21 protein-coding genes and 7 pseudogenes are annotated in these 26034 nt (G+C 69.3%); 16 read left to right on the top strand and 12 right to left on the bottom strand.

Annotation, left to right across the window (positions count from 1 at the left end; genetic code table 11):
- Positions 1 to 2: 2 nt before the first annotated feature.
- Together ACWD4G_RS18165 and ACWD4G_RS18160 are read right to left on the bottom strand one after the other, a co-directional pair.
- Positions 3 to 1598: a sugar ABC transporter ATP-binding protein gene (locus ACWD4G_RS18165; protein ID WP_451294461.1), complete on the bottom strand. Its 1596-nt coding sequence runs from the start codon at positions 1596 to 1598 to the stop codon at positions 3 to 5.
- Positions 1599 to 1688: 90 nt separating this feature from the next.
- Positions 1689 to 2744, bottom strand: a complete 1056-nt coding sequence (locus tag ACWD4G_RS18160; protein WP_451294459.1) for a sugar ABC transporter substrate-binding protein — start codon at positions 2742 to 2744, stop codon at positions 1689 to 1691.
- Between the two features lie 633 nt (positions 2745 to 3377).
- Here ACWD4G_RS18160 and ACWD4G_RS18155 point away from each other — a divergent pair.
- The 12 genes and pseudogenes from ACWD4G_RS18155 (at position 3378) to ACWD4G_RS18100 (ending at position 13448) form a co-directional block, all read left to right on the top strand.
- Positions 3378 to 4229 carry a fumarylacetoacetate hydrolase family protein gene (locus tag ACWD4G_RS18155; protein WP_451294457.1) on the top strand — a complete coding sequence of 284 codons (852 nt, stop codon included), beginning with the start codon at positions 3378 to 3380 and terminating at the stop codon, positions 4227 to 4229.
- A 12-nt stretch (positions 4230 to 4241) separates the two neighbouring features.
- A pseudogene (locus ACWD4G_RS18150) lies at positions 4242 to 4400 on the top strand (fuconate dehydratase); the annotation flags it as partial.
- A gap of 5 nt (positions 4401 to 4405) precedes the next feature.
- On the top strand, positions 4406 to 5164 hold the full coding sequence (locus ACWD4G_RS18145; RefSeq protein WP_451294864.1) for an SDR family NAD(P)-dependent oxidoreductase: 759 nt from the start codon (positions 4406 to 4408) through the stop codon (positions 5162 to 5164).
- A gap of 115 nt (positions 5165 to 5279) precedes the next feature.
- On the top strand, positions 5280 to 5591 hold the full coding sequence (locus ACWD4G_RS18140; RefSeq protein WP_365406105.1) for an L-rhamnose mutarotase: 312 nt from the start codon (positions 5280 to 5282) through the stop codon (positions 5589 to 5591).
- A gap of 305 nt (positions 5592 to 5896) precedes the next feature.
- On the top strand, positions 5897 to 7222 hold the full coding sequence (locus ACWD4G_RS18135) for an L-fuconate dehydratase (RefSeq protein ID WP_451294455.1): 1326 nt from the start codon (positions 5897 to 5899) through the stop codon (positions 7220 to 7222).
- A complete protein-coding gene (locus ACWD4G_RS18130) occupies positions 7215 to 8096 on the top strand; it encodes an amidohydrolase family protein (protein ID WP_451294453.1) in 882 nt (293 codons plus the stop codon). The genes ACWD4G_RS18135 and ACWD4G_RS18130 overlap by 8 nt, the downstream gene beginning before the upstream one ends.
- 101 nt (positions 8097 to 8197) lie before the next feature.
- A complete protein-coding gene (locus ACWD4G_RS18125) occupies positions 8198 to 9241 on the top strand; it encodes a zinc-dependent alcohol dehydrogenase (RefSeq protein WP_451294451.1) in 1044 nt (347 codons plus the stop codon).
- On the top strand, positions 9238 to 9999 hold the full coding sequence (locus ACWD4G_RS18120; protein ID WP_451294449.1) for an SDR family oxidoreductase: 762 nt from the start codon (positions 9238 to 9240) through the stop codon (positions 9997 to 9999). The genes ACWD4G_RS18125 and ACWD4G_RS18120 overlap by 4 nt, the downstream gene beginning before the upstream one ends.
- Positions 9996 to 10625, top strand: coding sequence for a bifunctional 4-hydroxy-2-oxoglutarate aldolase/2-dehydro-3-deoxy-phosphogluconate aldolase (eda, locus tag ACWD4G_RS18115; RefSeq protein ID WP_451294447.1), 630 nt, complete (start codon positions 9996 to 9998; stop codon positions 10623 to 10625). The genes ACWD4G_RS18120 and eda overlap by 4 nt, the downstream gene beginning before the upstream one ends.
- Positions 10622 to 11671, top strand: coding sequence for a PfkB family carbohydrate kinase (locus ACWD4G_RS18110; protein WP_451294445.1), 1050 nt, complete (start codon positions 10622 to 10624; stop codon positions 11669 to 11671). The genes eda and ACWD4G_RS18110 overlap by 4 nt, the downstream gene beginning before the upstream one ends.
- Before the next feature lie 50 nt (positions 11672 to 11721).
- Entirely contained in the window at positions 11722 to 12735 is a 1014-nt protein-coding gene (locus tag ACWD4G_RS18105) for an aldo/keto reductase (protein ID WP_451294443.1), read from the top strand.
- On the top strand, positions 12726 to 13448 hold the full coding sequence (locus ACWD4G_RS18100) for a FadR/GntR family transcriptional regulator (protein ID WP_451294441.1): 723 nt from the start codon (positions 12726 to 12728) through the stop codon (positions 13446 to 13448). Before ACWD4G_RS18105 ends, ACWD4G_RS18100 begins: the two co-directional genes overlap by 10 nt.
- Before the next feature lie 224 nt (positions 13449 to 13672).
- Here the strand turns inward: ACWD4G_RS18100 and ACWD4G_RS18095 are convergent, their stop codons facing one another.
- From ACWD4G_RS18095 to ACWD4G_RS18065, 7 genes and pseudogenes are all read right to left on the bottom strand, one after another.
- A complete protein-coding gene (locus tag ACWD4G_RS18095) occupies positions 13673 to 13948 on the bottom strand; it encodes an integrase core domain-containing protein (protein WP_451294439.1) in 276 nt (91 codons plus the stop codon).
- A gap of 43 nt (positions 13949 to 13991) precedes the next feature.
- Positions 13992 to 14579: pseudogene (locus ACWD4G_RS18090) on the bottom strand (IS30 family transposase); the annotation flags it as partial.
- Between the two features lie 69 nt (positions 14580 to 14648).
- A pseudogene (locus ACWD4G_RS18085) lies at positions 14649 to 14816 on the bottom strand (IS3 family transposase); the annotation flags it as partial.
- A 68-nt stretch (positions 14817 to 14884) separates the two neighbouring features.
- Positions 14885 to 15175, bottom strand: coding sequence for a transposase (locus tag ACWD4G_RS18080; RefSeq protein WP_451294437.1), 291 nt, complete (start codon positions 15173 to 15175; stop codon positions 14885 to 14887).
- Entirely contained in the window at positions 15070 to 16026 is a 957-nt protein-coding gene (locus ACWD4G_RS18075; protein WP_451294435.1) for a reverse transcriptase domain-containing protein, read from the bottom strand. The genes ACWD4G_RS18080 and ACWD4G_RS18075 overlap by 106 nt, the downstream gene beginning before the upstream one ends.
- A 755-nt stretch (positions 16027 to 16781) precedes the next feature.
- Positions 16782 to 17772, bottom strand: a pseudogene (locus tag ACWD4G_RS18070) (ISAzo13 family transposase); the annotation flags it as partial.
- A pseudogene (locus tag ACWD4G_RS18065) lies at positions 17741 to 18115 on the bottom strand (transposase); the annotation flags it as partial. The pseudogenes ACWD4G_RS18065 and ACWD4G_RS18070, both read right to left, overlap by 32 nt.
- On the opposite strand from ACWD4G_RS18065, the gene ACWD4G_RS18060 reads away from it, so the two are divergent.
- Positions 18020 to 18247, top strand: a complete 228-nt coding sequence (locus ACWD4G_RS18060) for a hypothetical protein (protein ID WP_451294878.1) — start codon at positions 18020 to 18022, stop codon at positions 18245 to 18247. The pseudogene ACWD4G_RS18065 and the gene ACWD4G_RS18060 overlap by 96 nt on opposite strands.
- Positions 18248 to 18407: 160 nt before the next feature.
- Here the strand turns inward: ACWD4G_RS18060 and ACWD4G_RS18055 are convergent.
- Together ACWD4G_RS18055 and ACWD4G_RS18050 are read right to left on the bottom strand one after the other, a co-directional pair.
- Positions 18408 to 18611: pseudogene (locus ACWD4G_RS18055) on the bottom strand (thiolase family protein); the annotation flags it as partial.
- Positions 18608 to 18889: pseudogene (locus ACWD4G_RS18050) on the bottom strand (CoA-transferase subunit beta); the annotation flags it as partial. The pseudogenes ACWD4G_RS18055 and ACWD4G_RS18050, both read right to left, overlap by 4 nt.
- A 318-nt stretch (positions 18890 to 19207) precedes the next feature.
- On the opposite strand from ACWD4G_RS18050, the gene ACWD4G_RS18045 reads away from it, so the two are divergent.
- The 3 genes from ACWD4G_RS18045 to ACWD4G_RS18035 all read left to right on the top strand — a co-directional run bounded on the left by ACWD4G_RS18045 (position 19208) and on the right by ACWD4G_RS18035 (position 23658).
- A complete protein-coding gene (locus tag ACWD4G_RS18045; RefSeq protein ID WP_451294433.1) occupies positions 19208 to 21622 on the top strand; it encodes a SpoIIE family protein phosphatase in 2415 nt (804 codons plus the stop codon).
- A gap of 489 nt (positions 21623 to 22111) precedes the next feature.
- Positions 22112 to 22948 (top strand): hypothetical protein, encoded by an 837-nt coding sequence (locus tag ACWD4G_RS18040; RefSeq protein ID WP_451294431.1) that lies wholly within the window; start codon positions 22112 to 22114, stop codon positions 22946 to 22948.
- A gap of 5 nt (positions 22949 to 22953) precedes the next feature.
- Positions 22954 to 23658, top strand: a complete 705-nt coding sequence (locus tag ACWD4G_RS18035) for a DedA family protein (RefSeq protein WP_451294429.1) — start codon at positions 22954 to 22956, stop codon at positions 23656 to 23658.
- A gap of 898 nt (positions 23659 to 24556) precedes the next feature.
- On the opposite strand, the gene ACWD4G_RS18030 is transcribed toward ACWD4G_RS18035, so the two are convergent.
- Positions 24557 to 25462 (bottom strand): YceI family protein, encoded by a 906-nt coding sequence (locus ACWD4G_RS18030; RefSeq protein WP_451294427.1) that lies wholly within the window; start codon positions 25460 to 25462, stop codon positions 24557 to 24559.
- Between the last annotated feature and the right edge of the window lie 572 nt (positions 25463 to 26034).

The raw sequence follows: 26034 nt of genomic DNA, 5'->3' as shown, positions 1-26034 counted from the left end.
GACTACCTTCCGTGCTGTTCGGTCTGTTCGGTCTGTTCGGCGGGGGATGCCGGCGACGACTGTGCGACGCCTTCCATGGCGGCGACCAGGTCGCGGTCGCTCCAGCCCCGGTCGAACTCCGCTACGGCTCGTCCGTGGAACATGACGACGACGCGGTCGCACACCTTGAGGTCGTCGAGTTCGTCGGAGACGATCACTGCGGCCTTGCCGCCGTCGGCGACCTGCCGGATCGTGCCGAGCAGGAACTCCTTGGACTTGACGTCGACACCGTTCGTGGGGCGGATCGCGACCAGTACATGGGGGTCGGTGGCCATCGCGCGGGCGATGACGACCTTCTGCTGGTTGCCACCTGACAGCGCGGAGACCGGCGTGCCGCCTCCGGGGGTCTTGATGTCGAGCTTGTGGATCATGCGTCCGGCGAAGGTCCGCGTGCGGGAGGGAAGGACGGTCCCGTAAGGCCCCAGCTGGTCGGTGACAGTGAGCGTCGCGTTCTCGGCGACGCTGCGGTCGGCCACCAGCCCCTGGAGGTGACGGTCCTCCGGCACGAAGCCGACGCCCGCGGCGAGTGCGGCGGGAATGTCGCCGGTGCGCAGGGGGCGCCCGGCGATCTTGACTGTGCCGCTCTCCGGGCGGTGCAGACCGGCCAGTGTCTCGCCGACCTGGACGTTGCCGCTGGCGGTGGCCCCCGCGAGGCCGACGACCTCGCCCGAGCGGACCGACAGGGAGAGGTTCTCGATGGTGCCCGGCAGGGTGAGCGCGTCCACGGCCAGCAGTTCCTCGCCCGTGCCGCTCGCGACGGTCGGGCCGGGCCCGGTGACGGGCGTGACCGTCGCGGACTCGCCGGTCATGGCCTCGACCAGGGCCTGGTGACCGAGCTGGGCGACGGGCGCGGTGAGGATGTGGGTGGCGTCACGGTAGACCGTGACGGTGCTGCAGAGGTCGTAGACCTCCTGGAGGTGGTGCGAGATGAAGAGGAAGGCGACGCCCTGGTTCCGGAGGTCACGCAGCTTGTCGAAGAGTCTGCCGATGCCGCGTGCGTCGAGCTTGGCGGTCGGTTCGTCCAGGATGATGAAGCGTGCGCCGAACGACAGTGCCCGCGCGATCTCGACGAACTGACGCTGCTCGACGGTCAGGTCCTTCGCGGCGGCCGCGGCGTCGACGTCGACGCCGTACTCGCCGAGGAGTTCCTCCGCCCTGCGGCGCAGACCCTTCCAGCGGATGGGGGTCAGGGCCGCGGGGCTCTGCCGGTTCAGGAAGAGGTTCTCGGCGACGGTGAGCTCACCGATGATGGTGGACCGCTGGTAGACGCAGGCGACCCGGGAACGCCAGGCGTCGGTGTCCCCGAACGCGGGAGCCGCTTCCCCGGAGAACCTGAGCGTTCCGGTGTCGGGCTGCTGCAGCCCGGTCAGGATCGAGACGAGAGTGGACTTGCCGGCGCCGTTGCGTCCGACCAGGGCGTGCGACTCGCCCGCGGCGATCGCGATGCGGGCGTCGCGCAGTGCCACGGTGGCGCCGAATCGTTTGGAGACGCCGATCGCCTCGGCCACGGGGGCCCTGTCCCCGGCGCTGTTCGCCGGGGCGGCCGCGGTGTCCGCCATGGGGGTACCGTCCTTCGTTGCGGAGGGGAGAGAGCGTGGCGGGGGGGGACGGGGCCACCCCCGTCCGCCGCGCGCCGTGCGACCAGTCGGTCACTGACCGACGTTGTTGCCCCACAGGGTCTTGTCGTCCACGTTGTCCTTGGTCACCAGCGGTGCCGCCAGCTGGTCCTCCAGGCCGTTGGGGAGCTTGATGATCGTCGAGTCGTGGTCGGTCGGACCGGGCTTGAAGGTCTTGCCCTCGGCGGCGGCCTGCGCGTAGTAAAGCGCGTACTTCGCGTAGAGGTCGGCCGGCTGGGAGACGGTGGCGTCGATCTGGCCCTTGCGGATGGCGTCGAACTCCTGCGGGATGCCGTCATTGGAGACGATCGTGATGTGACCCTTCTGGCCGGTCGGCTTGAGCAGGCCCTTCTGCTCCAGCAGGGCCAGGGTCGGCTGCAGGAAGGCGCCGCCGGCCTGCATGTAGATGCCGTTGAGGTCCGGGTGCTGGGCGAGCAGGCTCTGGAGCTTGGCGGAGGCCACGTCGCCCTTCCAGTCGGTGGGCAGCTCGAACACCTTGATCTTCGGGAACTTCGTCTTCATGCACTCCGCGAACGCCTCGGAGCGGTCGCGGCCGTTGATCGAGTCCAGCGCGCCCTGGAACTCCGCGACCTTGCCCTTGCCGCCGAGCTGCTTGCCGAGGTACTCACAGGCCTTCGTGCCGTAGGCCCGGTTGTCGGCGCGGACGACCATGTAGACGTCGCCCTTGTCGGGACGGGTGTCGACGCTGACCACGGGGATCTTCTTCGACGCGAGGGTGTCGAGGGTGGAGGCGATGGCGCCGGTGTCCTGGGGTGCCATGACGATCGCCTTGGCACCGGTGTTCTCGAAGACCTGGACGTTCGACACGAGCTTGGTGACGTCGTTCTGCGAGTTGCTGATCGGCAGCGCGTTGGCTCCGCCGGCCTTAATGTCCTTCTTCAGGTACTCGGCGTAGGAGTTCCAGAAGTCGGTGTCCGACCGGGGCAGGTCGATGCCGATGGCGGGCTTGTCGCCGCCCCCCGCCGAGGTGGAGGCGCCGCTCTCGCGGTTGCAGGCGGTGGTGAGGGCCAGCACCGCGAGAACGGCGGTGGCGGCGGTGGCGGTGGAACGGGTGCAGGGAAGCTTCATGGCCTGGATCTCTCTTCTTGGCCGGAGTGCGAGCCGTGGGGAGGGGCGGGGCGGGGGAGGGTGACGGGAGACGGGAGACGGCCCTCGTCTTCTTCCGGGCGGAACGCCGTGCAGGCACCGGAACGGCGTCATGAAAGAGACGAGGTCTCGGTGGATTGCTCCCATGTCTCCTGAGCGGTGAGGACGTTACGGCGACGTTGCCGACGATGACAAGAGCCGGTTCACCGTGATTCACGCGATGTCGGGCCGCGGAATGCCGCGTGAACGCCCGCAGGGGCTGTCGGGGGCGCCACGGCACGCTTCTGAGCTGGCCATTTACCTGGATCTTCAGCCGAGAGGGCGCCAGCGGGAGCACCTTACGATTTAGCAACGCCTCGGACGGAAAACACCAGATCCATCCCAGGAATTGATCGAGAAAGTAGATGCTCTGGCCACCAAGACGTCTCGCCATATCGGCTGCATTCACCCAAAGTCGGTCACCTGAACGAGAAGCGAGGGCTCATACATCCCATCACTGCATTGCCAGGTGGCCTGCTGGCTGCCTACAGTCGTCCCTGGCGTCAGTCGTCCCATGTATGTCGATCACTGACGACTGCACCGCATCCGCACCACCTCACGAGGGAGCTGCTCCCGTTGAAACTCCTCCGCCTCGGCGCTCGTGGCGAAGAGGTACCGGTTGTCCGTACCGATGACGGCCGGTTCCTCGACGCTTCCACGATCACCACGGACTTCGATGGTGTCTTCCTCGCCTCCGGTGGCCTCGACCGGCTCCGGGCGGGGCTCGCGGCCGGCGCGCTCGCGGAATTCGACGCTGAGGGCCTCAGAGTGGGCGCCCCCGTGGCCCGCCCCGGCAAGGTCGTCTGCATCGGCCTGAACTACCTCGACCACGCCGCCGAGACCGGGGCGGCCATTCCGTCCCGTCCGGTGGTTTTCATGAAGGACCCCGGCACGGTCGTCGGCCCGTACGACGACGTCCTGATTCCCCGTGGCTCGGCCAGGACCGACTGGGAGGTGGAACTCGCCGTCGTCATCGGCCGACGGGCGCGCTACCTGACCGGCCCCGAAGAGGCCGCGGACGTCATTGCCGGGTACGCGATCAGCCACGACGTCTCCGAACGCGAGTTCCAGCTCGACTTCTCGTCCCAGTGGGACCTCGGCAAGTCCTGCGAGACCTTCAACCCGCTCGGCCCGTGGCTGGTCACCGCCGACGAGGTCGCGGACCCGCAGGGCCTCGGACTGCATCTGAGCGTCAACGGTGTGAAGCGGCAGCAGGGCAACACCAGGGACATGATCTTCCCGGTGGCGCGGATCGTCGCCTACCTGAGCCAGTACATGGTCCTGGAGCCGGGTGACGTGATCAACACCGGAACCCCCGCAGGCGTCGCCCTGGGCCTTCCGGGCACGCCGTTCCTGCGGCCCGGCGACACGGTCGACCTCTCCGTCGACGGGCTGGGCGGACAGCGCCAGACCTTCGCGCAAGCCTGAAAGGCAGCTCCCGTGACTGCGGACACACATCGGATCATCGCGGTCGGTACCTACGGCATCCGGTTCCCCACCTCCCGTGACCTGGACGGCTCGGACGCGATGAATCCGGACCCCGACTACTCGGCCGCCTACGTGGTGCCGCGCACCGACGCGGGTGACGGACGCAAGGACTCGGCATGAGTGCGCTGACAGGTCTGAAGGCCTTGGTCACGGGCGGCGCGTCCGGCATCGGGCTGGCAACGGCCCGGATGCTGAGCGCCCAGGGCGCGGCCGTCGCCGTCCTGGACCTCGATCCGTCCGGTGTGACGCGGCCGCTGCTCGGTGTCACCGCCGACGTCGCCGACGACACGTCGGTGCGGGCGGCCGTCGCGGCGGCCGCCCGGGATCTCGGCGGCATCGACATCCTGGTCAACAACGCGGGCGTCGGAGCCATCGGCACGATCGAGGACACCTCCGACGACGCGTGGCATCGCGTCCTGGACGTCAACGTCCTCGGGATCGTCCGCACCACGCGCGCCGCCCTCCCGCATCTGCGTCGCTCGTCGCACGCGGCCGTGGTGAACACCTGCTCGATCGGCGCAACGGCCGGGCTGCCGCAGCGCGCCGCGTACTGCGCCAGCAAAGGGGCCGTGCTCTCCCTGACGCTGGCCATGGCAGCCGACCATGTCCGGGAAGGCGTCCGGGTGAACTGCGTCAACCCGGGTACGGCGGACACGCCCTGGGTCGGCCGTCTGCTGGACGCGTCCGACGACCCGGCCGCCGAGCGTGCCACGCTCAACGCCCGTCAGCCCATGGGCCGGCTGGTGACACCGGACGAGGTCGCGGCGGCCATCGTGTACCTGGCGAGCCCGGCCGCGGCCTCCGTGACCGGCACCTCACTCGCCGTCGACGGCGGCATGCAGGGGCTTCGGGTGCGTCCGGCGGCGGGGCCGTGACGTCCGTGCCTCTCGCGGGTGCACGGCGTCCGTCATGCGGCGCACCCGGCGCCCCCTGGGGCCACCGATCCTGCAAATGACCAGTTCAAACCCTCTCTCGAAAGGTAGGGCCGTCATGAGAATCGCCCTGCACACCAAGGTGCGCGCCGACCGCATCGAGGAGTACGAGGCCGCGCACCGCGAGGTCCCCGAGGAACTGACCGACGCCATCCGAGCCGCAGGCGTGAGCGAGTGGACGATCTGGCGCAGCGGCACCGACCTCTTCCACCTGCTGGAGGTTCCCGACTACGGGGCGATGATCGCCGAGCTGGAGAAGCTGCCGGTCAACATCGCCTGGCAGGCACGGATGGGCCAGTTGCTGGCCGTCGCGCACGACTACTCGGCGGACGGCACCGACGCCTCGCTCCCCGTGGTCTGGCAGCTGTGAGCCCGGGCCCCCCTCGCCGGCGAGGGGGGCCGCCAGGCGCTCCCCTGACCGTATGGAGGGAGTACACGGACCACGCGTCCTCGACGTCGTCGTGATCGATGACTAGCTCGCAGCTCTCTCATATACATCCCATCCATGGTGCGAGAATTTCGACATTTCTCACTAAAGTTTCCCGCTAGTGCATCTAGACATGGGATGTATGTCGATCTAATGTCGCATCGACTGGTTGACGCGGTGTCCCCGACGCCGCCGCTCGTCCCGCAGGCGGCCTTCGTTCCCGCCAGCCTCTTCACAGGAGTTATGTCATGTCGTCCGCCGCATCCTCATCCCCCCGCATCACGGCCCTGGACGTCCTGGACGTCCGTTTCCCGACGTCCGAGCACCTGGACGGCTCGGATGCCATGAACCCCGAGCCCGACTACTCGGCGGCCTATGTCGTCCTGCGCACCGACGCCGGCGACGGGCTGGAGGGCCACGCCCTGGCCTTCACCACCGGGCGGGGCAACGACGCGCAGGCCGCCGCCATCTCGACGCTCGCCCCGCATGTGGTCGGCCTGTCCGTCGACGAGATCTGCGCGGACCTCGGAACGTTCGCACGCACCCTGGTCCATGACCCCCAGCTGCGCTGGCTCGGCCCGGAGAAGGGCGCCATCCACATGGCGACCGGCGCGGTCGTCAACGCCGCCTGGGACCTCGCCGCGAAGCGGGCGGGCAAGCCCGTCTGGCACTTCCTGGCCGACATGTCGCCCGAGGAGCTCGTGGCCCAGGTCGACTTCCGTTGGCTGAGCGATGCCCTGACCCCGGACGAGGCTCTGGAGATCCTCAAGCGCGCCGAGCCGGGCCGCGGGGAGCGCATCGCCCGGCTGCTGGAGCGCGGTTACCCCGCCTACACCACCACTCCCGGCTGGCTCGGCTACTCGGACGAGAAGCTGGCCCGCCTCGCCCGGGAGGCAGTCGCGGACGGCTTCACCCAGATCAAGCTGAAGGTGGGCGCCTCGCTGGAGGACGACGTGCGGCGGATGCGCGCCGCCCGTGCGGCGGTCGGCCCGGACATCCGGGTGGCCGTGGACGCCAACCAGCGATGGGACATCCAGCCCGCGATCGACTGGATGACGGCCCTGGCGCCCTACGATCCGTACTGGATCGAGGAGCCCACCTCCCCCGACGACATCCTCGGCCACGCGGCCGTCCGCCGGGCCGTGGCCCCCATCAAGGTCGCCACGGGTGAGCACGTGGCCAACCGGGTCGTCTTCAAGCAGCTGTTGCAGGCGGGCGCGGTGGACATCGTGCAGATCGACTCCGCGCGGGTCGGCGGCGTCAACGAGAACCTCGCGATCCTGCTGCTCGCCGCGAAGTTCGGGGTGCCGGTCTGCCCGCACGCCGGCGGTGTCGGCCTGTGCGAGATGGTGCAGCACCTGTCGATGTTCGACTACGTCGCCGTCTCCGGCACCACCGAGGACCGGGTCATCGAGTACGTCGACCACCTGCACGAGCACTTCGTCGACCCGGTGCGCATCGCCGACGGCCACTACCTCGCGCCGACCCTGCCGGGGCTGGGCGCGCAGATGCACCCCGAGTCGCTCAAGGAGTACACCTACCCCGACGGCCCCGTCTGGGCGGCTCGTGTCTGACACCGCGCGCCCCGGCCTCGTCGACGCCCACCACCACGTGTGGAACCTCGACCGACGCCGCCAGCCCTGGCTGGACGACCCGGGTCACGAACCGATCCGCCGCTCCTTCAACACCGGACACCTGCGCACGACCGCCACCCGGACGATCACGGGACGCCGTCTGGAGCGAACCGTGGTGGTCCAGTGCCTGACCTCCCTGCCCGAGACCCGTGAGCTGCTGGCCCTGGCCGACGCCGATCCGCTGATCGGCGCGGTCGTCGGGTGGGTGGATCTGACCTCCCTCGCCATCAACGACATCCTGGACGGGCTGCGCACCAGTCTCGGCGGCACCCACCTTCGCGCCGTCCGGCACATCGTGCAGGCGGAGCCGGACCCCGACTGGCTGCATCGCCCCGTCGTGCGGTCCGGCCTGCGCACGGTGCGCGACCACGGGCTCGGCTACGACGTCCTGATCCGAAGCCACCAGCTTCCCCAGGCGATCCGGCTCGCCGAAAGCATCCCCGACCTGCCGATCGTCCTCGACCACGCCGGGAAGCCACCCATCGCGGGCGGCGACCTGGCCGACTGGGAACGGCAGATCCGCCTTCTGGCCAGACACCCACAGGTGCGCTGCAAGACGTCAGGCCTCGTCACCGAGGCCGACCACGAGAAGTGGACCATCGCCGACATCCGGCCGGTGTGGGACGTACTGCTCTCCGCCTTCGGTCCGTACCGGCTCATGTTCGGTTCCGACTGGCCGGTCTGCGTGCTCGCCGGCGGCTGGAACCTCTGGGCCGCCACCGTGGAGGAACTTCTGGCCGACTGCTCCGCGAGCGAGACCCAGGCGATCCTCGCCGGCACCGCGACCGACTTCTACCGGCTGCGGCCCGGCTGAGCACGCCGTCCGGGAACGAACCGGAAGCGCCCGCCTCGCAGGCGTACCCCTTCCACCACCCGCACCCGCACCCGCACCCGCACCGAAAGGACTCCACGACGATGACACGCGCAGTCCGCTACATCGCGGCCCGCACCCTGGACACCGCCCCCGCGGAAAGTTCCCCGCCCGGCCGCGGCGAGGTCGAAGTGGCCCCCGCCTACGTCGGCATCTGCGGCACCGACCTGCACATCTTCCACGGCGACATGGACACACGGGTCCACGCGCCGGCCGTCCTCGGACACGAGATGTCCGGCCGGATCGTACGGGTGGGACCCGGGGTGGAGGGCTGGCAGCCCGGCGACGCGGTGACCGTGATGCCGCTGCGCTGGGACGACACCTGCCCCGCCTGCCGGGCCGGTCATCAGCACATCTGCCAGCACCTCGACTTCATCGGCATCGACTCCCCGGGAGCGATGCAACAGCGCTGGACCGTACCCGCGGTCACCCTCCTGCGGCTACCGGACTCCGTACCCCTCGACCGCGCCGCACTCGTCGAGCCGACGGCGGTCGCCGTGCACGACGTGGGCCGGGCCGAAGTGCGCAGCGGCGAACGGGTCGTCGTCGTCGGCGGCGGACCGGTGGGTGTCCTCATCGCGCTGGTCGCGCGCGCCGCCGGTGCCGAGGTCCGGGTCGTCGAGCTCAGCGCCCACCGCCGCCTGCTCGCCGAGAAGCTGGGCCTGGCGACCTGGAACCCCGCCGCGGCGGACGTGCCCGAGCTGGTGCGTGAATGGACCGGCGACGCGGGGGCGGACGTCGCCTTCGAGGTGTCGGGTGCCGCCGCCGGGATGGACACGGCCGTCGACGTCCTCGGTGTCCGGGGCCGGCTGTGCCTGGTCGCCATTCACCCCCAGCCTCGCGAGGTGAACCTGCACCGCTTCTTCTGGCGCGAACTCACCCTGGTCGGCGCCCGGTTGTACGACCGGTCCGACTTCGAGCGGGCCGTGACCCTGGTCGCGGACGGCACGATCCCCGCCGAGCAGCTCATCAGCAAGGTGGTGCCGCTCGCCGAGGCGCCCTCGGCGTTCGAGGCCCTGGAAGCGGGCGGCGACGTGATGAAGATCCTCGTGGACTGCACCGACAAGGCCGAGGAGAACCTCGTATGACCGCCTTCGACCTCACCGGCAGGCTCGCCGTCGTCACCGGTGCCCGGCGTGGCATCGGCAGGGCCATGGCCCGCGCGCTCGCCGAGGCCGGCGCGGACGTCATCGGCGTCAGCGCCTCACTGAAGGAGTCCGGCAGCGGCGTCGAGAAGGACGTCGTCGCCACGGGCCACGGCTTCGAGGCGATCCGCACCGACTTCGCCGACCCCGAAGCCGTCCGCGCCCTGGGCGCGGACCTGGCCGGGCGGGAACGCCCGGTGGACATCCTCGTCAACAACGCCGGCACCATCCGCCGAGCCCCGGCTGCCCAACACGCGGATTCCGATTGGGAGTTGGTGCTCCAGGTCAACCTGAACGCGCAGTTCGCGCTGACCCGGGCGGTGGGCGCGGCGATGGTGGCCCGCGGCCAGGGCAAGGTCATCTTCACGGCGTCACTGCTCAGCTTCCAGGGCGGGATCACCGTGCCCGGCTACACCGCCGCCAAGCACGGGATCGCCGGGCTGACCAAGGCGCTGGCCAACGAATGGGCCGCGCACGGCGTCAATGTCAACGCCATCGCGCCGGGCTACATCGCCACCGACAACACCCAGGCCCTGAGAGAGGATCCGGTACGCGGCAAGGCGATCCTGGACCGCATCCCGGCCGGCCGCTGGGGCGACGCGGACGACCTGGCGGGCGCCACCGTCTTCCTCGCCTCGGACGCCGCCGCCTACATCCACGGCACCGTCCTGCCCGTCGACGGCGGATGGCTCGGCAGATGAGCACCGACCTGACCGCCGCCCTGTCCGGGGCCCGGATCCTGCCCGTGCTGACCCTGCCGGACGTCGCCACGGCGGCGCCACTGGCCGAGGCGCTCGCCGCGGGCGGTGCCCGGTGCGCCGAGGTCACCTTCCGCACCCCGGACGCCGAACAGGCGCTGCGGGCGATGGCAGCCCATGGTGGCCTCACCGTGGGCGCCGGCACGGTCCTCACCCCCGAGCAGGCGAAGCGGGCGGTCGAGGCCGGCGCCCGCTTCGTGCTCTCGCCCGGCTTCGACGCGGAGGTCGTGGAGACATGCCAGGAGCTGGGTGTCCCGGTCGTGCCCGGCATCGCCACCGCCACGGAACTGATGCAGGCCCTGCGAGCCGGACTCACCACCGTGAAGCTGTTCCCGGCCGAACCTCTGGGAGGCACCTGGCTGCTCCAGGCTCTCGCGGCGCCGTTCCCCCAGGCCCGGTTCGTGCCGACGGGTGGCATCGGGCCCGCGCACCTGTCCACGTACCTCTCTCATCCGGCGGTCCTCGCGGTCGGCGGCAGCTGGATGGCCGCCCCCGGCCACCTGGAGCGCGGGGACTACGCGGAGATCCAGAGGCTGACGGCCGAGGCCGTGGAGAGGAGCGCGGCGTGACCGGGCGGGGACCCGAGGTGGTCGCCCTCGGCGAGGTGATGCTGCGCTTCGACCCGGGCGAGGGCCGGATCCGCACCGCCCGCACCTTCCAGGTCTGGGAGGGCGGCGGCGAGTACAACGTCGTCCGCGGCCTGCGCCGCTGCTTCGGTCTGCGGACGGCCGTCGCCACGGCTCTCGTGGACAACGAGGTGGGCCGCCTCACCGAGGACCTCATCCTGCAGGGCGGGGTCGACACCTCACTCATCCGCTGGGTTCCCGCCGACGGCATCGGCCGCGCCGCCCGCAACGGCCTCAACTTCGTCGAACGCGGCTTCGGCATCCGGGGAGCCCTCGGCGTCAGCGACCGCGCGAACACCGCAGTGTCCCAGCTGCGGCCGGGCGACATCGACTGGGACTCCGTCTTCTCCACGGGCGCTCGCTGGTTCCACACCGGCGGTATCTTCGCGGGGTTGTCGGACACCACGGTCCAGGTCGCCGAGGAGGCGATGACCGCCGCCCGCCGGCACGGTGCGACCGTCTCCTACGACCCCAACTACCGCCCGAGCCTCTGGGCCGGCCGGGGCGGCCCGGAACGGGCACGCGAGGTCGACCTCCGGCTGGCCCGGCACGCCGACGTCGTGGTGGGTGCCCTGGGCCTGGCGGGCGTACATCCCGGAGCGGTACGCGTCGGTGCCGACGAGGTGTCACAGGCACTGTCCGAGGTGGCGGACCGGCTGCCCGGGGTGAGGGTGCTGGCGACGACCCTGCGGGGCGTGCCCTCGGCCGGGGTCAACGACTGGACCTCGGCAGCCTGGTCGGCGCAGACAGGGTTCGTCGCGGGCCCCGAGATGCCCGGCCTGCACGTGCTGGACCGCATCGGATCCGGTGACGGGTTCGCCGCCGGCCTGATCTACGGCCTGCACACCGGGACCGGCCTCGAGCGTGCCCTCGCGTACGGCACCGCCCATGGAGCGCTCACCATGACCACCCCCGGCGACGTCTCCATGGCATCCCTCGCCGAGGTCGAGGCACTTGTGGGCGGAGGCTCCGCCCACGTCCGGCGCTGAGCGCCTGTCCGCGACCGGCAACACACCACCGACGTCCCGAGGAGGGCGCCTTGCGCCGCAGAAAGATCACCAACACGCCCGTCGAGCTCACCGAGCTCGGCTTCGGGGCCGCCGTCGTGGGCAACCTCTACCGGGTCACCCCGGCCCACGACGCGGCGGCCGCCGTCGAAGCCGCCTGGGACTCGGGCATCCGGTACTTCGACACCGCCCCCCACTACGGCCTCGGTCTCTCCGAGCGCCGGCTGGGGGCGGCCCTGCGGGACCGTCCGCGCGACGAGTACGTCATCTCCTCGAAGGTGGGGCGGCTGCTGGTCCCCAACGAGCGGCCCCAGGGCGTCGACAGCGAGGGCTTCGTCGTACGGGACGATCTGCGGCGGGAGTGGGACTTCAGCCGGGACGGAGTACTCCGGTCCATCGAGGGCACTCTCGAACGCACGGGGCTGGACCGGCTGGACGTCGTGTACGTGCACGATCCCGACGACCACTGGAAGCAGGCGGCCGAGGAGGCCATGCCCGCCCTGGCGGACCTGCGTGACCAGGGTGTCATCGGGGCCATCGGGGCCGGCATGAACCAGTCGGCCATGTCGGCCCGGTTCCTGCGCGAGACCGCCGCCGACGTGGTCATGCTGGCGGGGAGGTACAGCCTTCTCGACCAGTCGTCACTGGACGACGTCCTGCCCGCGGCAGCGGAGCATGGCAAGAGCATCGTGGCGGTCGGCGTGTTCAACTCGGGACTGCTCTCCCGCGACCGACCGGCGGAGGGCATGAAATACGACTACAGGGACGCTCCGGTCGAGCTTGTCGCGCGGGCACGGGCCATCGCGGACGTGTGCGAGGAACACGGTACGACCCTGCCCGCGGCAGCGATCGCGTTCCCCTTCACCCATCCCAGTATCATCAACGTCACCCTCGGCATGCGCGACCGGGACCAGGTCACGCGGAACGTTGGACTGCACAGCCGACCCGTCCCCGGTGGTCTCTGGGCCGATCTGCGTGCCCGGGGGCTCATCAGACCGGACGTGCCCGAAACGCACACGCACGAAGAGGGAGCACGGTGTCCCTGACGGACAAGGCCATCGAGCGGATTCGTGAGCTGATCCGGACCGGCGCGCTGCCTCCCGGTTCGAAGCTGCCTCCGGAACCGGAGCTGGCGGCTCAGCTGGGGCTGTCCCGCAACCTGGCGCGCGAGGCGGTCAAGGCACTGGCGGTCGCCCGTGTGCTGGAGGTCAAGCGCGGCGACGGCACGTATGTCACCAGCCTGCAGGCGAGCGTATTGCTGGAGGGCCTCGGCGGTGCCGTGGAACTGCTCCAGGCCGACGCGGGCGCGCTGCTGGACCTGATCGAGGTGCGGCGGCTGCTCGAACCGGTCGCCACCGGGCTCGCCGCCACCCGTATCACCGACGAGCAACTGGCCGAGGTCAAACACCACCTCGACGCGATGCGGCAGGCCCGCGACGACGTCGAGCTGTTCAACGCGCACGACGCGGTGTTCCATCGCGCCGTTGTCGCGGCCACGGGGAACGAGTCCCTGCTGGCACTGCTCGAAGGCGTCTCGGGTCGCACGCTTCCTGCCCGGATCCTGCGCGGTCGGGGCGACGCCCGTGTCGCGGCCAGGACCGTCACGGAGCACGAGGCGATCTTCGAGGCGCTGGCCGGCCGCGACGCCCCACTCAGCCAGGCGGCCGCACTGCTGCACGTCAGCAGTACGGAACGGTGGCTGCGGGAACACATCGAGTCCGGCGGCTCTCCTTCCGGCAACCCCGCGAACTCCGGATGAGAGCGAGATCAGAACTCGCTCTCATCCGGAGGCACAATGCTGCCCGCGGCCCGGTGCGCTGCGTGCCGCATCGCCGGGTTCTCACCTCGTAGCCGAGGAGGGGCGCCGCCCGGCTGGTGGTGTGCCTGACCGTCGCGGGCGACGCCGGAGCGCCCGACCTGATCCACGAGGGCGGCGTCCGCTGAGGGGCCTCGCGTTTTCCGGACAAGCGTCGGCCGTTGATTTCACGCGGCGATTCGCAACTTCTGATGTTCGGCGTGAACTTCGCGTGGGGGTCGGTAACCCACCGCCGAGTGAAGGCGTTTGTGATTGTACCAGAACTCGATGTAGCGGGTGATGTCCTGCCGGGCCGCCTCCCGGGTCAGGTAAATCACCCGCGATACACGCTCGTTCTTCAGGACACTGAAGAACGATTCGGCCATTGCGTTGTCGAAACAGATTCCGGTACGGCCGGCAGATCTGCGGAGCCCGAGCCGATTCAACTCCAGGGCGAACTCCACTGACATGTAATTTCCAGGTTCAACCAGTGGATGCAACACGAGCTTATGTGATCGATAGTAGATGGTCGTTGAGAGCTTCGGCGGGTGTCTTCCAACCGAGGCTCTTGCGAGGGCGACTGTTGAGGGTGGCGGCGATCGCCTCGATGTCCTCCGCCGCCCACCGGGAAAGGTCAGTGCCCTTCGGGAAGTATTGGCGCAACAGGCCGTTCGTGTTCTCGTTGGTGCCGCGCTGCCAGGGACTGTGCGGGTCGGCGAAGTAGACCGGGACGCCGGTCTCGATCGTGAACTGGGCGTGTGCCGACAGCTCCTTGCCGCGGTCCCAGGTCAGCGACCGCCATAGTTGCCCGGGCAGAGTGCCGACTGTGGCCGCAAGCGCATCTTTCATCGTCACCGCGCCATAGCCGGGCAGCGGCGGCCCGTTCTTGGTACGCGGGACGATGCCGTAGCCGTCCTGGCGGGGCAGGTGGACGAGCAGCGTGAATCGGGTTGTCCGCTCAACCAGCGTGCCGATCGCCGATCGCTCGAGTCCGATCAGGAGGTCGCCCTCCCCATGTCCCGGTACGGCTCGGTCGTCGGCCTCGGCTGGCCGCTCGCTGATCAGTACCGCGGGTGTGACGTGGGCCCATGACTTCTGGCAGGGCTCAAGGCCCAGCTCGCGCATGAGCCGGCGCACCAGCTCCAGGCCCGCGGTGTGGCCCCAGCGGCGCAGCTGGGCGTGGATGCGCCGGTAGCCGTAGGTGCTGTCGGACTCCTCGAATGCCTTCTTGATGAGCAGTTTCAGTTCCTCGCGCCGCTGGCCCGTCGCGGATTCCGGGCGGCCGCGCCAGTTGTAGTAGCCGGACTTGGAAACGCCGAGCCGATCACACATGAACTCGACGCTGTACGCGTACTCCACCGTGTCGAGCCGCATCTCATCGATGAACTCGTACTTGCTCGCTACCGGGGATCCTTCGCGAAGTACGCCGCGCATTTTTTCAGGAAGGCGTTCTCCATCTCGACTTCGCGAATGCGGCGTTCGAGCTCCTTGAGACGGGCCCGCTCACTCACCGATAGTTCCGCATCAGCGGGAGGCTCGTGCTGTTTCTGATGCTTCTTCACCCAGCCCCGGAGGGTCTCCGGATTCAGTTCAAGTTCACGAGCTGTCTCGGAGATGGTCTTGCTGGACCGGAGCGCGATCTGGATGGCTTCCTCGCGGAACTCCGGCGAGTACTTACTGGGTGGCGCCACTTCTTCCTCGTTTCCTTGTTCAGGACAACCCTATTGGGTGCCTGTCCGGAAACTTCGTGGCCCCTCAGTGACAGGCGCAGGCCCATCGTGGACAGGGCCCCGGCGAGCTCGTCGCGCAGGGCTGCGGCATCGTCCTGGGTGCCGTGGACCATCAGGCACCAGTCGTCCGCATACCGGGAAATCCGGTAGTTGGGGAGACCTTGGCGGCGACGTCTGGTCCGTTCCCAGGGCGTGGACCCCGGGCCTCCCGGAGCCTGGGCGATGTATTCGTCCAGGACAGAGAGGGCCACGTTGCTGAGCAACGGCGACAAGATCGATCCCTGCGGGGTACCGGCAGTGGTATCCCGAAGCCGACCGTCCTCACCGAGGATGCCCGACTTCAAGAACGCCTTGACCAGGGCCAGGACACGTTTGTCCCCGACGCGAGCCCGCACCCGGTCCAGAAGAGCGGGATGCGAAATCTCGTCGAAGCAGGCTTTGATGTCGCCCTCCACGATCCACTCGTACTTCTTGGACGTGAAGAACCGCACCTCGGCCACCGCGTCATGAGCCCGGCGGTTCGGGCGGAACCCGTAGGAACACGGGAGGAATTCCGCCTCGAAGATCGGCTCCAGCACCAGCTTCAAGGACGCCTGCACCACCCGGTCAGCGATCGTCGCGATCCCCAGACGACGCATCTTGCCGCCCGTCTTGGGGATCAACCGCTCTCGGCTCGGCAGCGGACGGAAACTGCGGTCCCGAATGCTGGACCGCAGCGTGTCGAGGAACTCCTCGACACCCGTCCCCGCCGCGACGGACGCCACCGTGGCACCGTCCACCCCGGCGGTCTTCGCGCCCTTGTTGCCCCGCACCCGATCCCACGCCACCAGAAGGAACGCGGGATCGGCACAGAGGTTGAACAGGTCATCGAACCTGCGATGAGGATCATCACGGGCCCAACGGTGCAGCTTGGCCTGGATCTACAGTACCCGGCGCTCCGCCACATACGTGGCGGACTCCAGCTCGTCGGTATTCACCGGCGTCCTCCTCCTGGCATTCCATACGCTTCCACTGCCGACTTGCTGGCCCCCTTCGCCATGTACGCGCCGTTAACGCGCTCGGACTACTACGGGGCCTCCGCCACGCACCGGAGCCGTCAGCCGACGACGGACCTTGCCCCCCAACTGGCTGGCTGCCAGCCGGGAAGGCGACCCCGACACGCTTCCCACGTTCACCACCACACCGATCGACGAACGAGCCGCCCAGCTCTACCCCGACAGCATCGCCACGGTTACGCCGCAGGCATTCACCGTGGCCTCCCCACCGGCATCGAAAGACCGGCTTCGAAGTCGCCGCCCTCCGGCGGCGTGCGCTGCACCCGGCCCAGATCCTCCAGATTGGAGCCGGTGGAACCGTTACGGGACGTCAGACACTGGTTCCTCTCGTACGGCGTCTCGTCTTGCTTGCCGGACCCGCGCCGTCTGGAAGTACCGACGCGTCCCGTCGTTGTCAGGACTGCTCCCACCTCACCGCACGTCTCTGCGGTTCGGCTGTCCTCAGCTTCACCGGCCTGCTGCGACAGGTCGGCGGCAGGGGCCTTCCACCCCCACTCGGTATGGCAGCGCCTCGTGGCGCACCTCGATCTTGTTCCACTTCGAAGTACCCGGCGGTAGGTGACAGACCGTGATCTCCAGGCCGCTCTCTCGTGCGAAGGCGGCAAGGTTGCTTTTCCAGGTCCAGCGGCGGGGGTCGTTGGAGCCGCCGGAGTCGGCGGTGATCAGGAGCCGGCCGGCAGTCGGGTGGTCCGGCCGCCCTCGATGCTGCCACCAGCGACGGATGGACTCCACCGCGAACGCGGCAGTGTCGTGGTCGGTGCCGACGTTGACCCATCCGCTGTTGTTGGCGATGTCGTAGATCCCGTAGGGGATCGCCATGGGCTGGTCGTTGGTGGTGAACGTGTGGCAGTCCACCTTGATCGCGTTCTTGCCCGGCCGCCAGGTGCGGCCCGGCCGGTCCCGGTTGCCGAGCCATTCCTTGGCCTTGGTGTCGACGCTGATCACCGGCTGGGCATCGTTGAGGAACGCGGCGGCGGTGGTATTCAGGTGGGTGAACTGGGCATCGCGGTCCGGATGGTTGATGCCCTCTGTTGTCTTCGCGGTTCCCTGCAGGCTGTAGCCCAGGGCGTGCAGCAGGTGTCCGACGGTTGAAGCGCTGATCGGGTGGCCCTGCGTGGTGAGGGTCAAGGCCAGGGCCCGTAACGACAGCGTGGTCCACCGCAACGGGGAGACAGGGTCTCCTCGGGTGTGCGGCTCGAGCAGCGACTCCAGCGCGGGCAGCAGACCAGGGTCGGTGTCTGTCAGCCGCTTGCGGCCCGCACCTGGAGCCCGGACCCGCAGGGTCGGTGAGGAGCAACCGGCCAACTCGGCCAAACCTCGCGCGATGGTTGCAGTGCTGGTCCCGGAGGCGGCAGCGACCCGGACGATCCCGCCGCGGCCGAGGGCCGCTGCCTCACTGGCCAGGTACAACCGACGGCGGCGCTCATCGAAGTGCGGCAGGATCTGATCGAACTTGGCCCGCAGAGCACAAGCGGCAACGCGGCCTGACAGACACGGGGTCATATCTCAAACTCCCACCAACACCCCTCTGCCGAGCACTTATTGAAATACGGGCCCCGGCGGTGCCGGAGTACTGGCGCTGCACTCCGGCCGAGACCGTGCCTTTCTTGATGAACCCGGTGTCGTCGATGATCAGTACTCCAGCCACGTCCCCGAGCTTCTCGGCGACGTATTCCTGCAGGTCGTCGCGTACGTCGTCGGGATCCCAGCAAGCCCGGCCCAAGAGGTGCTGCAGCCCCGCAGGAGTGCGGTGACCGGCATGTTCGGCCAGCTGCCAGCTGTTCTTCCGACCCACCGGACCGATCAGGCCGTGCACGTAGGCACGCATCCTCCGCCGCAGATCCACCCGACCGAACCGGTGGCCGACCCGCACGAGTACTTCTTCCAGTTCCGCGGACCAGGCATCGAGCTGTACATCGTCTTGCACGACAAGCACAACGGCCCGCCGCAGCCGAGGTCACGAACTTCCGCAACCTGACGCAGCGTCAGCCCAGTACACTCAGAAACACGGCCCTGACCAGCAGTGATAGCGAACTGCGACTGGAGTACTAGGGCCTGTGTGGAGTTGTGATCAAGGCTGTGATCCGAGGTGTCGGATCCAGAGGAGGCCGGCGCATAATTCGAGTCCAGCCTGGTAGCTCCTCGCCGGCACCGTTGGCGTTACCGAGGAACACGTCGTCGATCCGGGCCGGATCGAGGTCGGGTGTACGGGCCAACAGCTCACGAATGGTGTGCGCGGCCAGGTCGTCCGGGCGGACGGAGGCGAGGCCGCCGCCGTACCTGCCCACCGGAGTGCGGACGGCATCGACGATGTAGACGTCGCGCAGACGGGCGTCGGTCATGGGGCGTCGCTCCTTCCGGCGGCCTTCAGCGCCCGCAGGGCTCTGAGTTCCTCCAGGGTCGGTGGTTCGGTGGTGACGACCTCGTCGGCGACCTTCAGCTCCCAGCCCGTGGCGGCACACACCTGCTCGACCGTCACCCCGGGGTGGACCTCGGTCAGGAAGAGTTCGGCGGTGGAAGCATCGGGACGCAGGATGCCCAGGTCGGTGATGAGGGGACACGACTTTCCCACCCCGGGCAGTGGTGTCCCACCCTGCGGCCGGGAGCTTCTCCCGGGCCCCGGGCAGCCCGAAGACAGCCGTCCGGCGCCTTGCGCCGCCTCGGGCCGCTCCCGCCGGTGCCTCTCCCGCTTCCCGTTTCTTGCGCTTTTCCTGCAGCTCCGGCAGCGCGATCGTGCAGGAGATCTCCCTCGCGTCGGGTGACGACCCGCCCCGGCGGGCGTCAGCCGCTCGCTCCAGCGGCCGGTGACGATGCCGTACAGCGGTGAGGCGCCGTGTTGCCTGCGCGGATGTCGTGCCCGACGGAAGCCGCAGACGAGGTTCAGAGGCATTATGGGGTTAGTCGGGGTAACGGCATCATCAAGAGTGAGCGGTAAAAGATGCGATACCGAACCACTTCCGGCGGTAGGCCGGACGACGCCCTCAACGCCGCATTCGCAGCCACGGCCACCGCTGACGAGTGGGGCACCGTAACGGGGTGGAGTGAGGGCGCCCAGGTGATGCTCGGCTACGCCCCTGAGGACATCGTGGGCAAGCCGGCGGCCGACCTGCTCGCCGAGGACATGAAAGAGCTGGTCCGGCAGCCCCGCAACGGGCAGCCAGAGCGCTGGAGCGGAAAGGCGACGCTCCGGCACCGGGACGGCCACCGCGTGGAGGCGAGGCTGCTCGCGAACCGCCGGGTGGCGCAGGACGGAGCCGCCGAGTGGTTCGTGGTGTCTGCTATGCCGCGCCCGCCGCGCCCTTACCACAGCGACGCGCTGGTGCAGTGGGCATTCGCCCAGTGGCCCTATGCCCTGGCCATCTACGACACGGATCTGCGGCTGGAGCGGGCGAACACCGATATGGAACGCGTACTCGCCCTCCCTGAGGACCAGATCCGCGGGCTGCGCGTGTCCGAGATAGCCACGGGCCCCGAGGCCGACAGGACCGAGGAGGCCATGAGACTGGCACTGGCCACCGGCGAACCGCAGCACCTGGAGAGCTACTTCCGTGCACCTGGCGAAAGCCGCATGCACGCCTGGTCGGTGTCCGTCGCTCCGCTGAAGGACCGGACCGGCGAGCTGCGCGGTGTATGTCACGTTGCACGGGACATGACAGAGCAGTACGAGGCCCGGCAGCGGCTGATACTGGTCAACGAGGCCGGCACCCGCATCGGCACCACCCTCGACATCACCCATACCGCTCAAGAACTGGTCGACGTGGCCGTCCCCCGGCTCGCGGACTACGCATCCGTCGACCTGCTCACGTTCCTGCACGGCAGCGATGAACCGTCTTCGGGCCCGCCGACCGCCACCCTGCGCCACACTACCCGGCAGTCCGTCCTTCCGGGTTGTCCCGAGGTCCAGACCCAGCCCGGAGCCATCACTGCCTATCCAGCGTTTTCAGCGCCGGCCGAATGCCTGGCCACAGGCCGCGCAGCGACATACGACATGACCGACTCCGCCATTACCCGGTGGGCGGCCGGCGACCCTGCCGTATCCGCCTGGGCCGACGTGTACGGGATGCATTCGATGATGGTGGTGCCGATACGTGCACGCGGCATCACACTCGGCATAGCCTTCTTCGCCCGACATCAGCGCCCGGATCCCTTCGAGCGGGACGATCTGCTGCTGGCCGAGGAGATCACCGCCAGAGCGGCCGTCTGCATCGACAACGCCCGCCGCTACACCCGCGAGCGTGTTACCGCCGAAACCCTGCAGCGAAGCCTGCTCCCACGGACCCTCCCCCGGCAGGCCGCGGTAGAGGTGGCTTCCCGCTACCTTCCCGCCGGCGCCCGGACCGAGATAGGAGGCGACTGGTTCGACGTGATCCCGCTCTCCGGTGAACGAACGGCCCTGGTCGTCGGCGATGTGGTTGGCTGCGGCCTTCAGGCCTCCGCCACGATGGGCCGGCTGCGCACGGCCGTGCGCACCCTGGCCGACATCGACCTCCCACCCGACGAGCTGCTCACCCACCTCGACGACATCGTCACTCGGCTCTCCTCGGAAACGTGCACCCCCGAGGACGCCGAGATCGCCGGCGAGATCGGTGCCACCTGCCTGTACGCCGTCTACGACCCGGTCTCCCGCCGCTGCACCCTGGCCCGGGCAGGCCACCCACCACCGGCTGTTCTCATCCCGGACGGGACCGCCTACCTCCTCGACCTGCCGGCCGGCCCACCGCTCGGCCTTGGGGGCTTGCCCTTCGAGGCCAGCGAGATCGAACTGCCCGAGGGCAGTCTCCTCGCCCTGTACACCGACGGCCTGGTCGAAGACCGGAACCGCGACATCGACGAAGGCCTCGACACGCTGCGTGCCTCCCTCGCCCAGCCCGCCCCGTCCCTGGACGCCCTCTGCGACGCCGTACTCACAGCCGTGCGTCCCGCGCGCTCCGACGACGACATCGCGCTGCTTTTGGCCCGTACCCGTGCCCTCCACGACGACCAGGTCGCCGCCTGGGACCTCCCCAGCGACCCCGCCATCGTCGCCCAGGCTCGCCAAAACACCGCCGCCCAGCTGACCGCTTGGGGACTGGACGAGGCCGCCTTCGTCACCGAGCTGATCGTCAGCGAACTGGTCACCAACGCCATCCGCTACGGCCAACCTCCCATCCAACTGCGACTGATCCACGCCGGCACCCTGATCTGCGAAGTCTCCGACGCCAGCAGCACCGCACCACACATGCGCCGGGCCCGTATCTTCGACGAAGGCGGCCGCGGCCTGCTCCTTGTCGCCCAGCTCGCCGCACGCTGGGGCACCCGCCATATGCACACCAGCAAAACCATCTGGGCCGAGCAGCTGCTCCCGGCTAGCTGACACACACGTTTCACCTGCCGAGGGCGACCAAAGCCATCTGCGCAGCCGACGACGGGTCTGTCAAACGTACCGTCCCACCCTGCACTGCGCAGGATCCGTGGACAGGGTCAACACCTGCATCGAGTGCTCTGTGCTCCGATGACCGGCACCCGGGGCCTGAGCGACCTGCCCACACCCAACCCGACAAGTAACGCACATCACATCAATCAACTGAAATATCCGGAAAACAAGATGAGGTTGCCCTGATCAGCGAGCAGGGGACGCCCAACGCGTCCCCTCAAGTAACACGTCTCTGACTGGTCAGGAGCCTGCCGTGAGTCCGTCCACCCCCGTTAGGAACGGTGCGTCCTCGTCGCCGGGCATGGTGAAGCAGAGCGCCCGACGCGTCATACCGCTGTGGGAAGCGGCCGGCGCACGGCGGCTGAGCCCTGTCTCCGCTGACCTCGCGACAAGCGGGCACGACTCGGCGCTCGTGACCGGGGTGGCCCGGTGAGCTGCGTCGCCTGCTGTGCCCATCGCGCCCGCCGCCGTCTCCTGCGCAAGCCGGACGCCGACCGGTCCCCGTCGCAAGAGGTACAGGTGCGGCGCGGCGCGCGGCGCGCGGCAGCCGGGGTGGCGGCGACCACGTTCGCCTACGTCGCGCTCCTCGCGGTGCCGGACCACGTAGGGTCCTCGTTCGGCACCGGCCTGACATCGGCCTCCGCCCGACGTCTGCGCCCATACGGGGCCGCCGTCGCCGAGCAGGTGACGTCGGCCGGGCAGGTCGGGGCCCAGCTGCTGGAGCGGGTCAGCGCCTTCGCGCCGTGGCCCCTTGCCACGCTCGGCCTCATCTGGCTGGCCCGCCGGGACCAGACGCTCTATGTGCGTCTGGCATCCGCTCTGCTGCTGTTCGGCGCGGCAGGTCTCGTCGTCTTCGCCTCCGTGCGGGGCCTGTCGGTGCGCGAACTGCCCCTCGTCCACGGCTACCTGTCGCTGCCCGCCGTACGCGCGAGCTGGTTTGTGCTGTTGGGCCTGGCGGTCGTCGCCACCACCACGAAGGCCTGGCCTCGGGTCACTGTCGCGCTGGTCGCGGCGGGCGAGGTGGTGGGCGCGGTGTCGGCCACGGACCCGGAGCTGCTCGCCGTCCTCCTGGCGGCGGTGGTACCGGTCGTGGCGTGGAACGCTGCGGGACGTCTGTTCCCCCGTGCGGAGAAGCAGCGGCACCGGGCCGCGGGCACGGTGGAGTCGGACGCGGACGTGGTCGTGCTCCAGCAGCCCCGCACCCGGGCACCGCAGACGCACGCCGGCCCGGCGCCGACGCCGGTGCCGTTGCGACGGGCGGGCTGACGGCCATGCGGGTCGACTCCCTGATCGAGGCCGCCGGATGGTGGTCCTACCTCGTGGTGTTCGCCATGACGGCCGCGGAGACCAGTGCCTTCATCGGTCTGCTGGTGCCCGGCGAGGCCGTTGTCCTGCTCGCATCCGCGATCGCGGGCCGCGGCGACCTCGATCCGCTGGTGCTCTGCGCCGTCGTACTGGCCGGTGGCATGACCGGCGACAACCTCGGCTACGCGCTGGGCAGGCGGTGCGAGCGGTGCCCGCGCGGACGGCTGACCCGCCGTTTCCGGTCCGCCGACGGCGGCGGGATCGACCGGGCCCGGGCCTTTCTGGCGCGCCACGGCGGTGCGGCGGTGATCGCCGGACGGTTCATCGGATTCGTGCGGACCTTCGTGCCGTTCGCCGCCGGCGCGGCCGGAATGCCGTACCGTCGCTTCTTCGCCTACAGCACGGCCGCGTCGCTTGTGTGGGGTGTCGGCAACGTACTCCTGGGTTACTTCGCCGGTGCCGCCGCCACCGAGGCCCTGCACTCGGCCGGTCTGATCGGCGCCGCAGCGCTCGCTGCCCTGGCCGTGGGGCTGCTGTGCGGCGTGCTGATCCTCAAGCGTCACCACCGCCGCAGCACGCGGACAGCGTCTGTCGTGGTGGCTTTCGGTGGGACTGACCGGGCCGCCGTACAGGATTCGATGCACGTCTCGTCGCGCCTGACGGAGGAGTAGCCGTGTGCTTCGGGCTCCGCGCACGAGGACACCGAGGAGTCCTCCATGGCGGGCCGCTTCGAGTCGAAGCTGGACGTGCGAGGCCGGGAGGAATTCATGACGCGGTCCGGTCGGTACTCGACTCCGCAGTCCGCGCACGGTCCCCGCGCCCGCCCGAGGACAGCACGGCTGGCGACAACGGGATGCAGCCGATGCTCGTCCCGGCCGTCGGCGGGGTGGTGTTCGGCGCCGACCCGGTCGAGGGGTGCCGTGACCGGATCCTGGTGAGCACGGTGCGCGGTGGAACCGACCAACTGGTCACCTGGTGCGGGCCGCTGCACGGGACCGGCCTGCGGATCCACCGGTCTTTCGAGCGTGCGGCAACCGAGTCGGCGGCGGGGCCTGGTACGCCGGAAGGTCACGGCCGTCGCACCCGATGTGCTGTGGTGCGGGGACGTGACGCAGATCGACACCGCCGAGGGGTCGCTCTCGGCCGCCGCTGTCGCTTGCGGACGGTCTGCGGCTCGAAGATGCCGTCGCGGTCCTTCGACACATCGATCTCGACCATGGTCGGCATCGGTTGGCACGGTCTCGAACCACCTGCCGTTGCGCGAGTTGCCCCGCCCGGCCCGAGATTGCTTGGTCGGTGGCCGTCGCCAGACCCGAACGGTCAGGACCGTGACGGTGCCCGTCGCAAAGGCACCTACCGGGACCCGGTCTGCGGCCCGGCGGCAGCATCGCTCCAAGGCAGCGCCGACAGATCGAACACATGGCGCGAAGAGCGCGGACTCCAGTAGTCGCTTCGTCAGCAGCAGTCCGCCCTCGCCCGTCAGTTGCAGGTCCTCGGGCCGGGGCCGGGGGACGAACTCCTCGATGAGGGGCACCCGTTCATTGACTTCAAGCGGGCTTTGCTGCGGCTCTAATCGGGCGGGCTCGGCATGTTGGGGGTCTCGAACATCGCCTGCACATCGAGCTCGACCTTCACCGTGGGGCCAACGATGTTGATGCCACGCGCGAGCATGCTTCGCCAGTTGAGGCCGAAGTCGTCCCGGTGCAGTTCAGCGGTGGCGAATGCCGCGCAGCGCAGTTCCCTGCCGTAGCCCCCCTCGGTCGTGCCGCGGTAGACGGTGTCCAAATGCACCGAACGACTGACTCCATGCAGTGTCAGGACGCCTGCCACCGTCCACCGCGAGCCGTGGCGCGGGACGAAGCGCTCGCTGGCGAAGTGGATGTACGGGTACCTCGCGGTGTCCAGGAAGTCCGAGGATCGCAAGTGGTTGTCACGTGTCTTGCTGCCGGTACTGATGCTGGTGGCATCGATCGTGACGTCGATTTTCGAGTCCTCCATGCATTCGGCTATGGCGATGCTGCCGTCGAATCGGGTGAAGCGTCCGTGCACATGGGCCCGGCCGATGTGCGTTGCGATGAAGCGGACGGCTGTGTGCGGGGGATCAAACACCCACGTCCCGGGCGTCGGCAACTGCTTCAGCGGAGCAGCCAGCAGCCGCACCTCCCCGAGCCCGCAGTGTGACCCGGCGACTATGTCGGCCCCTGCGCGGACCGGCTCCATGCCGTCCGCGGTGATGAGCACGGAATACCCACCAGGCGGCAAAGCGGCCATGAACCCGCCGTAGGGGTCGCTCGTGCCGGTCATCACCTCCTGGCCTGTCGGGTGGTCGGCCACGGTGATGGCAGCGCCCGGCAGCGGCAGGCCTACTGGATCCACCACCGTGCAGCTGACGGTCCCAGCGCCCGAGGGCACGGGAGGGAAGGCGCCATGATTGGAAAGGACACCACGAGTATGGCGGAGCAGCCCAAAGATCACGGTTGTCTACGGCTCCTTGATGAGATGTATGCGTGATGCGGTTTACGTCGGAGTCAGTCAGCCGGCAGACGCGGCAGGAGGAGATCGTCCGCGAGGGTGTGAAGGCGGCCAGGCCGGTCCCCGTCACCGACGGCAGGTTTGTTCTGGCGATCCGCTTTTGCCGGCCGGACTGAGAAGACCCGACCCGTCAGCCCAGCAGCAGAGGCTGTGGTGACCGACAGGTGAGCCCTACGGGGTGGTCCGGCATGGACCGGGGACGGCGCCCGAACGGAGCCGGATGGGAACTCCAGAACTGCAAGGGGCGACGCCATGCATCGCCGTACGGCCGAGGGGGCATGGCGCCGTAGCCAACCCGAACCGCCGCGGTACCCGTGCCAGGCCTCCAGTCCCCTCTCGCGCCCGGAGTCCGCACTGGCCGATGTCTCCAGACCGTGAGCCCGGGCTCACTTCCAGCGGCTTGAGGGCATGCGAGATGTAAGTGGGCGGTTCGTAAGGTGATGTCCGTTTCTGGCTGGGGTTGGGGCAAGGTCGCTGGTGGAGGGTGGGTCGGCTATTGCTTCCTGGCGAAGTTG

The sequence above is a fragment of the Streptomyces sp. NPDC002643 genome, assembly GCF_053592555.1.
This window is presented reverse-complemented; position numbering and strand designations above follow the sequence as displayed.

Coding starts and splice junctions, on each gene's coding strand:
- eda (WP_451294447.1), top strand. CDS start 9,996: ATGAGCACCGACCTGACCGCCGCCCTGTCCGGGGCCCGGATCCTGCCC.
- ACWD4G_RS18045 (WP_451294433.1), top strand. CDS start 19,208: ATGCGATACCGAACCACTTCCGGCGGTAGGCCGGACGACGCCCTCAAC.
- ACWD4G_RS18125 (WP_451294451.1), top strand. CDS start 8,198: ATGACACGCGCAGTCCGCTACATCGCGGCCCGCACCCTGGACACCGCC.
- ACWD4G_RS18145 (WP_451294864.1), top strand. CDS start 4,406: ATGAGTGCGCTGACAGGTCTGAAGGCCTTGGTCACGGGCGGCGCGTCC.
- ACWD4G_RS18160 (WP_451294459.1), bottom strand. CDS start 2,744: ATGAAGCTTCCCTGCACCCGTTCCACCGCCACCGCCGCCACCGCCGTT.
- ACWD4G_RS18140 (WP_365406105.1), top strand. CDS start 5,280: ATGAGAATCGCCCTGCACACCAAGGTGCGCGCCGACCGCATCGAGGAG.
- ACWD4G_RS18035 (WP_451294429.1), top strand. CDS start 22,954: ATGCGGGTCGACTCCCTGATCGAGGCCGCCGGATGGTGGTCCTACCTC.
- ACWD4G_RS18165 (WP_451294461.1), bottom strand. CDS start 1,598: ATGGCGGACACCGCGGCCGCCCCGGCGAACAGCGCCGGGGACAGGGCC.
- ACWD4G_RS18135 (WP_451294455.1), top strand. CDS start 5,897: ATGTCGTCCGCCGCATCCTCATCCCCCCGCATCACGGCCCTGGACGTC.
- ACWD4G_RS18120 (WP_451294449.1), top strand. CDS start 9,238: ATGACCGCCTTCGACCTCACCGGCAGGCTCGCCGTCGTCACCGGTGCC.